The organism is Nocardioides sp. NBC_00163, assembly GCF_045206295.1.
In the GTDB taxonomy this organism is placed as follows: Bacteria; Actinomycetota; Actinomycetes; order Propionibacteriales; family Nocardioidaceae; genus Nocardioides.
Map to the genome: position 1 here is coordinate 877,089 of NZ_CP108155.1, position 13,155 is coordinate 890,243.

Annotated in this window: 11 protein-coding genes; 1 reads left to right on the forward strand and 10 read right to left on the reverse strand. The window is 70.3% G+C overall.

What is annotated here, in order from left to right; all coding sequences use genetic code 11:
* Nucleotides 1-10: 10 nt before the first annotated feature.
* The gene (locus OG801_RS04265; protein WP_406033896.1) at nt 11-709 is read right to left on the reverse strand and encodes a spermidine synthase; all 699 of its coding nucleotides are present in this window, start codon (nt 707-709) and stop codon (nt 11-13) included.
* 191 nt (nt 710-900) lie between these two features.
* Here OG801_RS04265 and OG801_RS04270 point away from each other — a divergent pair, with 191 nt between their 5' ends.
* Complete coding sequence (locus OG801_RS04270; protein ID WP_406033897.1) at nt 901-2,118, forward strand: MHYT domain-containing protein; 1,218 nt, start codon at nt 901-903, stop codon at nt 2,116-2,118.
* 18 nt (nt 2,119-2,136) lie between these two features.
* Here OG801_RS04270 and OG801_RS04275 read toward each other — a convergent pair whose 3' ends face one another.
* The 9 genes from OG801_RS04275 to OG801_RS04315 form a co-directional block, all read right to left on the reverse strand.
* Complete coding sequence (locus OG801_RS04275; protein ID WP_406033899.1) at nt 2,137-5,109, reverse strand: bifunctional [glutamine synthetase] adenylyltransferase/[glutamine synthetase]-adenylyl-L-tyrosine phosphorylase; 2,973 nt, start codon at nt 5,107-5,109, stop codon at nt 2,137-2,139.
* Between the two features lie 25 nt (nt 5,110-5,134).
* The gene (locus OG801_RS04280; protein WP_406033901.1) at nt 5,135-5,911 is read right to left on the reverse strand and encodes a type 1 glutamine amidotransferase; all 777 of its coding nucleotides are present in this window, start codon (nt 5,909-5,911) and stop codon (nt 5,135-5,137) included.
* A gap of 112 nt (nt 5,912-6,023) precedes the next feature.
* A complete protein-coding gene (gene glnA, locus OG801_RS04285) occupies nt 6,024-7,361 on the reverse strand; it encodes a type I glutamate--ammonia ligase (protein ID WP_406033903.1) in 1,338 nt (445 codons plus the stop codon).
* A gap of 49 nt (nt 7,362-7,410) precedes the next feature.
* On the reverse strand, nt 7,411-7,602 hold the full coding sequence (locus OG801_RS04290; protein ID WP_183545993.1) for a hypothetical protein: 192 nt from the start codon (nt 7,600-7,602) through the stop codon (nt 7,411-7,413).
* Between the two features lie 22 nt (nt 7,603-7,624).
* On the reverse strand, nt 7,625-8,374 hold the full coding sequence (locus tag OG801_RS04295) for a hypothetical protein (protein ID WP_406033905.1): 750 nt from the start codon (nt 8,372-8,374) through the stop codon (nt 7,625-7,627).
* A gap of 79 nt (nt 8,375-8,453) precedes the next feature.
* A complete protein-coding gene (locus OG801_RS04300) occupies nt 8,454-9,089 on the reverse strand; it encodes a SatD family protein (RefSeq protein WP_406033907.1) in 636 nt (211 codons plus the stop codon).
* A 71-nt stretch (nt 9,090-9,160) separates the two neighbouring features.
* Complete coding sequence (locus tag OG801_RS04305; RefSeq protein WP_406033909.1) at nt 9,161-9,796, reverse strand: maleylpyruvate isomerase family mycothiol-dependent enzyme; 636 nt, start codon at nt 9,794-9,796, stop codon at nt 9,161-9,163.
* Between the two features lie 46 nt (nt 9,797-9,842).
* Nucleotides 9,843-11,879 carry an NAD(+) synthase gene (locus OG801_RS04310; protein ID WP_406033911.1) on the reverse strand — a complete coding sequence of 679 codons (2,037 nt, stop codon included), beginning with the start codon at nt 11,877-11,879 and terminating at the stop codon, nt 9,843-9,845.
* A gap of 65 nt (nt 11,880-11,944) precedes the next feature.
* Nucleotides 11,945-13,057, reverse strand: a complete 1,113-nt coding sequence (locus OG801_RS04315) for a DUF1080 domain-containing protein (protein ID WP_355021180.1) — start codon at nt 13,055-13,057, stop codon at nt 11,945-11,947.
* Nucleotides 13,058-13,155 lie beyond the last annotated feature (98 nt).

Sequence of the window (13,155 nt, forward strand, 5' to 3'; positions counted from 1 at the left end):
GCCCGCCAGCCTAGCGGCGCGTTCCGCCGCCGAAGGAGTCGGCGACGGCGCGGTCGGTGAAGATCCGGTACTCCATCGGAGAGGGCGACCCGAACGGCGAGTCCGGCACCGTGCCACAGACGATCACCAGGTTGCCGGGGCGGCGGCCCTTCATCGTCGCCGGCTCGACTCCGACGACCATGTCGCCGAGGTCGCGGGCCGCCGCGACGAAGTCACGCGCCTGAGGGAACGGCGCCCGGTCGACGAGGTTGGCGACGAAGACCCCGGAGGGGGCGAGCACGCGGCGTACGTCCTCGACGAACGAGGCGGAGACGAGGTCGTCCGGGGTGCGACCGCCGTCGAAGGCGTCGAGGATCACCAGGTCGGCGAAGCCGTCGCGTACGCCGCCGATGCCGCTCTTCCCGTCGACCGGGCGCACCTTGATGCCGCTGCGCGGCGGGAGCGGCGCCTCGCTGCGTACGCGCTCGATGATCTCGACCGACGGCTCGAGCACGATCTGCGAGGAGCGCGGCCTGGTCGCGTGGACGTAGCGCGCCAGCGTCATCGCAGCGCCGCCGACATGCAGAACTCGCACTGGCCCTGGAGGCAGTCGGTCGATAACATCCCCGATACGCCTCATGTAGTCGAACACGAGGCGGGTCGGATCCCCCAGATCGACAGCCGACTGCTGCATCGCGTCGAGCTCGAGCACATATACATCGTCGGCCATAGCGGAGATACCCTACCCCCCACGTGGAAATGGGGGACCTGTTCCTCTATTGTGACCTGCGCAACGACGGAACGATTGCCCGCTATGGATGCATCTCGGATACCCCCTGGGGCATCCATTCATGTCTCCAGATCTACCTCGCCGATCCCCCACACCCCGTCCGGCGAGGAACGAGAGGAAGTCAAAGCAGCGTGACAAGCATCGAAGAAGTCACGATCGGGGCGTTCAGCCAACCCCTGGTCGGGATGTCGTTCATCATCTCCGTACTCGGCTCATGGGTCGGTCTGACCTGTGCGACCCGCGCGCGCCGGCGCGGTGCGGGCACCGGCGCCTGGCTCTGGCTCTTCGGCGCGGCCGCCTCGATCGGCGGCGGCGCGATCTGGTCCATGCACTTCATCGGCATGCTCGCCTTCGACAGCCACGTGGCGTACGCCCTCGACGTCGGCACCACCCTCATCTCGCTCGCCGTCGCGATCATCGCGGCGATGGTCGGCATGCTCATCGCGACCGCAATGCGCGGCAACGCGGGCTACATCGTCGGTGGCCTGGTGACCGGTGCCGGCGTGTGCGCGATGCACTACACCGGCATGTACGCGATGGACATGAGCGCCAAGATGGTCTGGAAGCCGGCGGTCGTCGTCGCCTCCGTCGTCATCGCGCTGGTCGCCTCGGCGCTCGCGCTCTTCTTCGCCTTCAACGTGACCACGCGGCTGATGCGTGTGGGCGCTGCCGTCATCATGGGCATCGGCGTGTGCGTCATGCACTACACCGGCATGCTCGCCCTCGAGATCCACAGCTCCCCCGACGACAAGCTCGGGCACGTCAGCGGTGCAGACCCGGTCTACCTGGCGATGCCGATCTTCGCGATCTCGGCCGGCATGCTGATCGTGATCGGCTTCGCCACCATGTTCGCGGGCATCAACGACGATCTCGAGGACCCGTGGACCCCGGACCAGCGGGCGGTGACCTCCGACTCCGGCGCCCACGCGGTGATGCCGCAGCGGCCCGCTCTGGGGCTGCCCTCCTACGCCGGCCACGAGCCCGACCTGCTCCAGCAGCCGCGGCAGCCGCTCCAGCCGCTCCCGACGCGTGAGCCGGCAGCCTCCGGCAGCCCGCAGGCGAACCAGCCCGCGGGCGGAGGCATCGGCAGCATGTTCTCCCAGCGCCCCCAGAGCCCGGCCGAGCGCCCCCAGCGTCCGACCCAGCTGCGCCCGCAGAACGGACGTTGGACGCCCCGCCCCTACGCCCAGCAGCCCTCGAACGGTTTCCCGGAGCGGCGGACGGACCTGTTCAACCCGCAGGGTGGACAGCCCGGCGAGGAGGCGACCAACGAGCCGCCGGCTCAGCCGCAGCCTCGGGCGCCCCGCAATCCGGGCTGGCTGCCGCCGCGCAACGACAACAACCTCTAGGCCGAGTACATCTGGGGCCTACTCCCAGAAGACGCGCTCGACCACGCCGTGGGCGAGGCGGGTCATCCGCAGGTAGTCGTTGACCAGCTCGTCGGTCGCGCCCGCCGGATAGCCGAGGATGGCCGCGACGGCGTGCTGTTCGACGGGCCCGGCGGGCAGCGAGTCCGCCGGGCGGCCGCGCGCGAGCGTGACCGCGTTACGGACCCGACTGACCATCCGCCATGCCTCGATGAGCGTCTCAGCGTCGTCGGCCTCGATCAACGAGGCGTCGCGGGCGGCCTGCAGCGCCTCGACGGTGCGTGGCGTGCGCAGCCCCGGCACCGCGTACGCATGCCGCATCTGCAGCAGCTGGGCGGTCCACTCGATGTCGGCGAGCCCGCCACGGCCGAGCTTGAGATGGGTGTTGGGGTCGGCGCCGCGGGGCAGCCGCTCGTGGTCGACACGGCCCTTGATGCGGCGCACCTCGACGATGTCGTCCTCGCTCAGCCCACCCTCGGGGTAGCGCAGCGGGTCGATCATCTCGGTGAACGCCTCGCGCACCTGCGGGTCGCCGACGACGGCGTCTGCGCGCAGCAGCGCCTGCGACTCCCAGATGCCCGACCACTTCGCGTAGTAGGAGGCGTACGCCGGCAGTGTCCGCACCAGCGCGCCCTGCCGCCCCTCGGGGCGCAGGTCGGCGTCGATCTCCAGGGGCGGGTCCGCACCCGGCAGGGCGAGCAGCCGGCGCAGGTCGGCGATGACCTTGAGCGCGAACTGGGTCGCCTCGCCCGGGTCGGCACCCTCGACGGGCCGGTGGACGAAGAGCACGTCGGCATCGGAGGCGTAGGAGAGCTCGAACCCGCCGTAGCGGCCCATCGCGATGATGGCGATCCGCGTCGGAGGCCCGTCGATCCCACGGCGGGCGACCTCCTCGGCCACCACCGTGCGCAACGATGCCTCGAGGGTGGCGTCGGTCAGCCGGGACAGGGCGGCACCGATGGTGTCGATCCCGGCCTCGCCGAGGAGTTCGGCGGCCGAGATCCGGAACAGCTCACGGCGGCGGATGGCCCGGATGTGGCGTACGGCCTCCTCGGCGGAGGTGGTGGTGCGCCGGCGGGCGGCGCGGGCGACCATCTCGTCGGTGAGCGCCTCGGCGGAGAGCGGCTCGAGGTCGTGGCCCAGCAGGCGCAGCGCCTCGGGCTCCCGCTCGAGCAGCGCCGTGGTGTAGCGCGAGGTGGACAGGATCGTGGCGAAGCGTTGCGCGACCAAGCCCTCGTCGCGCAGTGAGCGCAGATACCAGGGCGTGGCGCCGAGGGCGTCGGAGATCCGGCGGAACCCGAAGAGCCCTGCGTCGGGGTCCGAGCCCTCGGAGAGCCACTCCAGCATCACCGGCAGCAGCGCCCGCTGCAGCGCGGCGCGCCGGGAGACGCCTGTGGTGAGCGCCTCCAGGTGACGCAGCGCGGCCTTGGGGTCGGCGTAGCCCAACGCGGTCAGCCGCTCCTCGGCCGCCTTCGCGGAGAGGTGGGCCTGGCCCGACGGGATCCGGGCGACCGCGTCGAGGAGTGGTCGGTAGAAGAGCTTCTCGTGGAGGCGGCGTACCTCGATCCGCTGGTGGCCCCACTCCTTGTCCAGCCGCACCACCGGGTCGCGCAGGTAGCCGAGCGAGCGCGCCAGCCGGCGCCGCGACTCCTCGTCGTCCGGGACGACGTGGGTGCGCCGCAACCGGTAGAGCTGGAGCCGGTGCTCCATCCGCCGCAGGAACGCGTAGGCCTCGTGCATGGCCTCGCCGTCCTCGCGCCCGACATAGCCGGAGCGGGTCAGCGCCGCCAGCGCGGAGAGCGTGGTGGGCTGACGGATCCCGGTGTCGGCGCGGCCGTGGACCAGCTGCAGCAGCTGCACGGCGAACTCCACGTCGCGCAGCCCGCCGGCGCCGAGCTTGAGCTCCCGGTCGGCCTCCCTGGTCGGGATGTGGGCGATGACCCGCCGCCGCATCTTCTGGGTGTCGGAGACGAAGCCGTCGCGCTCGGCGGCCTTCCACACGAACGGGTTGACGGCGTCGACGTAGGCCCGGCCCAGAGCGAGGTCGCCCGCGGCCGGCCGGGCCTTGAGCAGCGCCTGGAACTCCCAGGTGCTCGCCCAGCGCTCGTAGTAGCCGACGTGGCCGGGGATCGTACGCGAGAGCGCGCCCGCCTTGCCCTCGGGACGCAGCGCGGCGTCGACCGGCCAGATGGTGCCCTCGCCGGTGTGGGCCGAGCAGACCTGGATCAGGTTGCTGGCGAGCTGGGTGGCGACTCGCAGCGAGACGTCGTCGCCGACTCCGTCGGCGGCCTCGTGGGCGAAGATCACGTCGACGTCGGAGACGTAGTTGAGCTCGTGGCCGCCGCACTTGCCCATCGCGACGACGGCCAGCCGGACCTTGTCGGCGTCCACGCCCACCCGCGCGCGGGCGACCGCGAGCGCGGCGTCGAGGGTCGCGCAGGCCAGGTCGGAGAGCTCGGCGGCGACATCGTCGACCGGGAGCTGGTGGGCCAGGTCGCGGGCGACCAGCCGGAGCAGCCAGCGGCGGTACTCCACCCGCAGCGCGTCGACCGCCTCCGCGTCCGGGACCGTGGCCACCGGGTTCTCATCGGTCGGCTTCGCGCCGACGGCCTCGAGCAGCGAAGCCCGGAAGACGTACGCAGCGGGCCTGGTCGTGCCGAGGGTCGGGTCGGCCAGCTGGCGCCAGTGATCGGGGTGGCGGGCCAGGTGGTCGGTCAGCGCGGGCGAGGCGCCGAGCACCGAGACCAGCCGCATCGCGGTGCCCTCGTCGCCGGCGAGCTCCTCGATGAAGCCGTCGCCCTGGGACTCGGCGAGCGCGACCAGACCGGCCAGCGCCGCGTCGGGGTCGGCGGCGTGACCCAGGATCGCCAACAGCTCATGGGTGCCGGCGCCGAGACCTGCCAGATCCGCCAGGGCCGTGTCCGGGTCGTTGAAGCCGAGCCGGAGCAGCTCGCCCTTGCCTGGCAACGTCATGCCCCGATTCTGTCACTGGCCGGTTTCAGGCGCTCCAGGGCCTAAGGGTCGAGATGACCCCGCCACGGGTGCCGCCGGGGGCGACGGCGGCGCTGCGTTCACGGACCAGGCGAGCGAACCCGAAGGCCAGCGGCTGCCAGGTCTTGATCAGCTCCCTCTCGGCGAAGGTGGCCGTCGCGACCACGTCGTCGACGCTGCGTCCGATCTGCTCGAGCTCCTCGACGGACTCCTCAGCCCAGACCGCGACCGCGGCGGCGTCGACCTCGGGGTGGAACTGCACGCCCCACACGGTCGGGGCGAACCGCGCCGCCTGGACCTGTCCGTCGATCGAGCTGGCCAGCTCGACGGTGCCCTCGGGCAGCCTGCCAACGACGTCACGGTGCCAGTGCATGGCGCGGTCGTCGCCTGCCAGCAGGCGCATCAGCGGGTCGAAGAGCACCTCGGGCTCCCAGGTCACCTGGCGTACGCCCACGGTCAGCCCGAACGGGCTGCGCTCCACGGTGCCACCGAGCGCCATCGCGGCCAGCTGGTGGCCCAGGCAGATCCCGAGCGTCGGGATCCCGGCCTCGGCGGCCTGCGCGATCCGCTCGCGGGTGACCTGGAGCCAGGGGTGCTCATCGTCGGAGTCGGCGTCCATCGAGCCGCCCATGACGAGCAGCCCCGAGTAGGAGGCGTCCAGCGACGAGAGCGGCGGAATCGGTTCTGCATATGCCCGGCAGACGTCGACACACATGCCCGCCTCAGCCAGCCAATGGCCGAACAACGCCGGCGGAACTGTCTCCTCGTGCTGGATGACAAGCACTCGGGGAAGACTCAACGACATCACTCCCACTCTCCCGTTCGATCCAGTGTCGCAGCACCGGATCGGAAGTGTGGAATCGGGCTTGAGTTTCCTTGACAACCAGTTTGCGGACTCAGATGACCGGCAGCATCCGGGAGCGCTCGTAGGCGGTCACCTGCTCGCGGTAGGCGGCCCACTCGGCGCGCTTGTTGCGCAGGAAGAAGTCGAAGACGTGCTCGCCGAGGGTCTCGGCGAGGAGCTCGGAGTCCTCGGCCATCCCGATCGCCTCGTCGAGGTTCTCCGGCAGCGGGTCGATGCCGAGACTCTTGCGCTCACGCTCGGTCAGCGCCCACACGTCGTCCTCGGCCTCGCGCGGCAGCTCGTAGCCCTCCTCGATCCCCTTCATGCCCGCCGCCAGGATCACGGCGAAGGCCAGGTAGGGGTTGCAGGCGGCATCGAGGCTCCTGACCTCGATGCGGGTCGACTGGCCCTTGAGCGGCTTGTACATCGGCACCCGGACCAGCGCCGAGCGGTTGTTGTGGCCCCAGGCGACGTGGGCCGGCGCCTCTCCCCCGCCGATCAGGCGCTTGTAGGAGTTGACCCACTGGTTGGTCACCGCGGTGATCTCGCCGGCGTGGCGGAGCACGCCGCCGATGAAGCTGCGACCGGTCTTGGAGAGCTGGTATTCGGCGCCCGGCTCGTAGAAGGCGTTGGCGTCGCCCTCGAACAGGCTCACGTGGGTGTGCATGCCCGAGCCCGGGTGGTCGGTGAACGGCTTGGGCATGAAGCTGGCCCAGATGCCCTGGCTCAGCGCCACCTCACGGATGACCGTACGGAAGGTCATGATGTTGTCAGCGGTGCTCAGCGCGTCGGCGTAGCGCAGGTCGATCTCGTTCTGGCCCGGCCCGCCCTCGTGGTGGCTGTATTCCACCGAGATCCCCATCGCCTCCAGCATCGTGATCGCCTCACGCCGGAAGTCGGCGCCCATCGACTGGGCGGTGTGGTCGAAGTAGCCGCTGGAGTCGACCGGGGTCGGCTCGCTGCCGTCCCGCGGGTTGTCCTTGAAGAGGTAGAACTCGATCTCGGGGTGCGTGTAGAAGGTGAAGCCCTTCTCCGCGGCGTTGGACAGGGTGCGCTTGAGCACGTAGCGGGGGTCGGCGTAGGACGGCGAGCCGTCGGGCATCACGATGTCGCAGAACATCCGGCCCGTGGACGGGCCATCGGTGCGCCACGGCAGGATCTGGAACGTGCTCGGATCCGGCAGGGCCAGCATGTCGGCCTCGGTCACCCGCGCGAACCCCTCGATCGCGCTGCCGTCGAAGCCGATGCCCTCCGCAAAAGCGCTCTCGAGCTCGGCCGGCGCCACCGCGACCGACTTCAGATAGCCGAGCACGTCGGTGAACCACAGCCGCACGAAACGTACGTCCCGCTCTTCGAGTGCCCGGAGCACGAAGTCCTGTTGCTTGCCCATGCGTGAACACTAACGGTCCGACGTTACAGCCGGGATCTCCGCGCCACGGTCAGCGGCCGGGACCTCTGAAGATCGAGATCACCAGCGCCACCCCGAACCCCGCCAGGGCCGCTCCGAGGACCGACCAGGCGGTGCTCGTGCCGCCTCCGCCGAGATAGCCCATGCCGGTCAGCGCCAGCGCTCCGCCGGCCAGGAGAAGCACGGCGGCAACCAGGAGCCCAAGAGCCTTACCCACAGTCATGACACCGCAATCTACGACGGGCTCAGGTGATGACCAGGGCGAGGGTCACCAGCGAGGTCATCCAGGAGACGAAGCTGCCGACCAGGAAGTACTCGGTCACGTCGTTGATGCTCGGCCCCTCGTGCTCACCGCGGAACGACTGCAGCTCCGGCCAGCGGATCAAGCCCTTGGCCGCGACCACCAGGCCGGCGGCGGCGAGGTTGCCGGTGAGACCTAGCCCGAAGATCGTCAGCCGCTCGAGCGGGCCCAGGAGCCGGCCGCCCTTCAGGTTGTTGCCGTCGACCCCGTCGAGCGGGTTGGACACCTTGGCGACGTCGAGGACGAGCTGCACCACGACGTTCCCGGTCGAGACCTGGACCAGCAGGCCGCCGAAGACGAGCAGCACCGCCTCGGGGCGCGCCGCCTCGACCCAGACCCAGGGCGCCTGCTCCGCCCAGGCAGCGACCGGCCCGGCGACCTCGCCGGCAATCGGAGCCAGCAGGACCCCGACGAAGATCGTCCCGGTCAGCAGCGCCAGCGGGATCCCCGGATGGGGGTTCTTGTCCGAGCCCTCTGGCGGGTGGGCCAAGAAGCCCCACAGCACCGCGATCCCGGCGATGACGATCACCGCGGCCAGGTCGCCGCCGAACAGGGCCGAGAGCAGCCCGAAGGCGATCACGACCGCGGCACCGATCGCCTCGGGCACCCAGCGGATCCGCCTGAGCGGGTCGGCGACCGAGTGGGCGAGGTCGACCGTCCCGACCCCGATCAGCAGCAGCGCTATCCAGCTCATGCCGCCGCCTCCGTAGCGCAAGCGCCAGGATACGGACGCGGCGGCATGATGACCTGATTGCTCGCTCGCTTGCGCTCGCTCATCGGACATCCCCGAGAAGCTCGTCGGCGCGCACGATCGCGGCGATCCCGTCGCGGCGGACGCGCTGGGAGACCGCGGAGGGGGTGATGTCGAGCTCGGCGGCGATGGCCTTCTGAGGCATGGCGGAGAGCATGCCAGAAAGCACCGACACCGAGGACCGGTCCAGGCGAGAAAAGAGCTCGTCGCGCGAGACCAGAGCGGCGTTGACCGCGGCCGGGTCCGGCCCACCCGCGTCCTCCGCCGGCTGGTACCAGGTCCGTACGCTGCGGGAGGCCGCCCTGTTCTCGGCGTTCTCCGCCGCCTCGATCGCCGCCCGCGCCGACCACCACCCCGGTCCGTCCTCGACCCGGGGTTCGTCGCTGAGCACTCGGGTGGCGCCCCAGCTGAGGCCGTGGCGTACGCCGACCACGGGGTCGAGCGCGATCCGCAGCCGGAAGGTGGCCTGGATCGCGGCGCCGACGGTCTCGAAGGCTCCCTGGTACTCGTCGCCGACCGTGATCCGCAGCGGGGTGACCGGCTGCCACGTCTCGTTGATCTCCTCGACGGCCTCGGCGAACGCCGCATGGACCTTCGCGCGGTCAGCCTTGGTGCGCGACCCGACGAGGTCGCCGATGACGGTCGCCACAGAAGTCATGTGAAGATCATACCTTCATTATGGCGATATGAAGGTATTTGCTTTATTTGATTCAGGTGAAGCTATCTCCTTCACCACGATGCCGTGGCCATCACGGTCGCCCCCGGTCCGGTGAGCTCGCCTGGCCCCAACGCGCGGCCGGACAGGGCGAGCACGAGCGCGATCGCGCTGCCGTGGACCTCAGGACCGGTCCCGATCGCCGCGTCGGCGTCGGTGGCCACGAGACGTACGCTCTGGGCGCGCTCCTTGCCTCCGCCCCACTTCTGCGAGGTCTTGGCCAGGTAGCCCAACGCCGTGACGACGTGCTCGACCGGGTAGTCGCGCTGGAGGCCCAGCGGCCGCCGGATGTCCTCGCCGTGGGCGAACTCCTCGACCAGGCGGGTGGCGAGCGGGGCCGGCGGGGTCGCCGTCCGACCGGCGACCCGGCGGTACGCCGCCAAGGTCTCGGCCGGGTCCTCGGCGCGCTCCCGGTCGACGCCGGTCTGGTTGTCCCGGTCGAAGTCGCCACCGGCGGCGATCATGCGGCGTACGAACCCCAGCCGTGTCGTCGTCGCGACGTCGATCATGTGAGCGAGCACGTCGTGCACGCTCCACCCCACGCACAGCGAAGGCGTCGCCCACTGCGCCGGGGTGAGCGTCGCGAGGTCGCGGATCAACGCCTCCCGCTCGGCGTGCACGACGGGCCAGACCTTGCTGTCGGATGCCATGGCCGTGACGCTACGGCCGGCCCGTGCGACCCGTCCATCGCAATCCCTACTCCACGGGAACCCGGGCCTCGATCTCGGCGAGCCAGGCCGCCGGCGAGGCGTCCGAGGGCATCCGCCAGTCGCCGCGGGGTGACATGGTGCCGCCGTTGTGGACCTTGGGCCCGTTGGGCAGCGCGCTCCGCTTGAACTGGTTGGCGAAGAAGCGCCTCACGAAGACCTCGAGCCAGGCGCGGATCTCCTTCATCTCGTACGCCGTCCGCTTATCCTCCGGGAACCCCGGGGGCCACTCGCCGGCCTCGACGTCGTGCCAGGCGTTCCACGCCAGGAAGGCGATCTTCGAGGGGGTGAAGCCGTTGCGCACGGTGTGGAAGAGGGTGAAGTCCTGCAGGGCGTACGGCCCGATCTTCTGTTCCGTCGACTGCAGCTCCTCCCCCGGCACGAGCTCGGGCGAGATCTCCTGGTCGAGGATCTCCTGGAGCACCTCGTCGGCGGTGCCGTCGAACTGCTCGGTCGTGATCACCCAGCGGATCAGGTGCTGGATCAGGGTCTTCGGCACGCCGGCGTTGACGTTGTAGTGCGACATCTGGTCGCCGACGCCGTAGGTCGCCCAGCCGAGCGCGAGCTCGGAGAGGTCGCCGGTGCCGAGCACGATGCCGCCGCGCTGGTTGGCGATGCGGAAGAGGAAGTCCGTACGCAGCCCTGCCTGGACGTTCTCGAACGTCACGTCGTAGACCGGCTCGCCGTCGCCGGCCGGGTGCCCGATCTCCTTGAGCATCTGGGTGGCGGTGGGGCGGATGTCGAGCGTCTCGTAGGTCGTCCCGAGCGCCTCCATCAGCTTGATCGCGTTGGACTTGGTGTCGTCCGAGGTCGCGAACCCAGGCATGGTGAAAGCCAGGATGTCGCTCGCCGGCCGGCCGAGCCGCTCCATCGCCTTGGCCGCGACGATCAGCGCATGGGTGGAGTCGAGCCCGCCGGAGACGCCGATGACGATCTTCGTGTCCGGGCCGATCGACTGGAGCCGCTTCTCGAGCCCGGAGACCTGGATGTTGTAAGCCTCGTAGCACTCCAGCGCGAGCTTCTCGGGATCATCGGGGACGAACGGGAACCGGTCGACCTTGCGCCTCAGACCGTCACCTGTCAGCGGCGGCGCGAGCTCGAACTCGATCGAGACGTCGAAGCTGGGCCGACGGCTCCACTCCGCGCGGCGGTTGTCGTCGAAGGTGCCCTGCCGGATCCGCTCGGCACGGATCCGCTCCAGGTCGACGTCGACCACGGTGCGCCGCGGCCCGTCCGGGAACCGCTCGGTCTCCCCCAGCAGCTCGCCGAGCTCGTACGCCATCGTCTGCCCGTCCCAGGACAGGTCGGTCGTCGACTCGCCCTGACCGGCGGCGGTGTAGACGTACGCCGCCAGGCACCGCGCGCTCGCTGACTGCACCAGGAGGCGGCGCGCGTCGGAACGGCCCACCGTGATCGGGCTGGCGGAGAGGTTGAGCAGCACCGTCGCACCCGCCAGTGCAGCGCGCGCCGACGGCGGCACCGGCACCCACATGTCCTCGCAGATCTCGACGTGGAAGACGAGATCCTTGACGTCGGTGCAGCGGAAGAGCAGCTCGTTGCTCAGCGGCACCTCCTCGCCGCCGAGCATGATCGTGCCGAAGGAGTCGTCGCCCGAGCCATACCAGCGCTTCTCGTAGAACTCGCGGTAGGTCGGCAGGTAGGTCTTGGGCACCACGCCGAGCACCTCGCCGCCGTGGATCACGACCGCGGTGTTGAGCACCCGGTCGCCGTGGCGCAGCGGGGCGCCGACGACGATCACCGACAACAGCTCCTCGGAGGCCACCACGATCGCGCTGATCGCGGCGTGCACGGCGTCGAGGAGGGTCCGCTGCAGGACGAGGTCGTCGATGGAGTAGCCCGAGAGGCACAGCTCCGGGAAGACCGCCACCGCGACCCCCTCGTCGGAGCACTCGCGGGCCTGCGCGATCACCTCGCGCGCATTGGCCGCCGGGTCGGCGACGGAGATCGGGATGGTGCACGCCGCGACCCGCGCGAAGCCATGGGAGTAGGCGGAGTAGAAGTCCACACCCCGGAGTCTAGGCGCGACCGGCTACCCGGCCACCCGATGCCCGCCGCCGACCACGTACGGCCTCAGGACAGGTCGCGGACGCGGATGTTCCGGTAGGAGACCACGTCCGGGGTACTGCCGTGCGCCTGAACGCCGACGTGACCGGTCAGCCCTCGGCTGCTGGAGTCGGGGTCGTTCGGACGACCGGGGAACGGCAGCCCGGGCAGGTTCTCGAACTCGTTGATCACGACACCGTTGCGGATCACGGTGTACTGCTGCCCGATGACGCGGATCTCGAGGTCGTTCCAGGTGCCCTTCGGGGTCGGTCGCGCCTCGGCCAGGGTGAGATCGGCGAAGCCGTAGATCGACCCGGTCTTGCGGGGGTCGTTGCTGCCGCTCTCCGGCGAGTCGTTGACCTGGATCTCATGGCCACAGTTGACCGCGATCCAGGAGAGGTTGCCGGTCTCGCTGCCGTTGAAAGTGGTCGGGCACCCCTCGACAGGGCCCCACAGCTCGGGGAAGCGCACCTGGACGCCGCTGTTTCCGCGGGCCGCCCCGGGTGCGTCGTCACGGAACTGCAGTCGCAACGAGAAGTCGCCGTACTCCTGTGCCGGATACCACAGGGTTCCGAACCCGCCACCCGCGCCGGCACGGCTGCGGATGGTGCCGTCCGGCACCAGGTCGAACCCACCGTCGCCGGCGTACGCCCAGTCGTCGAACGAGTCGGCCGAGCCGTCGAAGAGCGAGTCGTAACCCTCGACCTTCCCCACCTGCGAGCGGGCGGCGGCGGACTGCAGCCGGCTGGCCTCGGCCCGCGTGACCTCACCGGTGGCGACCAGATCGGCGGTGATGCCGCGGACGTGCGTCACGAAGGCCCCGTGGGTCGGCCACGTCCGCTCGTCGTCGATGACGTCGTTGATGGTGCAGCCGGAGCGCAGGGTGCTGTTGGCGACCCCGCTGTCGAGATCGAGGAAGACCACGCTCGAGCGGGCATCGGGCGCCGGGCAGGTTGCGGTCGTCGAGGGCGTCTCGGCAGGAGTCGCGGAGGCGGCTCCGATCGGACCGCCCATGCACAGAGCGGTCCCGAGGACGGCCGACCCGACGGCGAGCCGGGTCCGAGTGGGGCGTGAGGGGAGGAAGTGGGACATCGAGACTCCGAACGTCGAGACGCCGAATGGGGATGTGATGTGCGTCACGCCGGATGCTAGTGTCGCCGGTCCTCGACTTTCAACCGTTTCTGAACGACTTTCGCGGACAAGCTGCGAAAGCAGGGTGAAGCGGGACGAGAGACCAC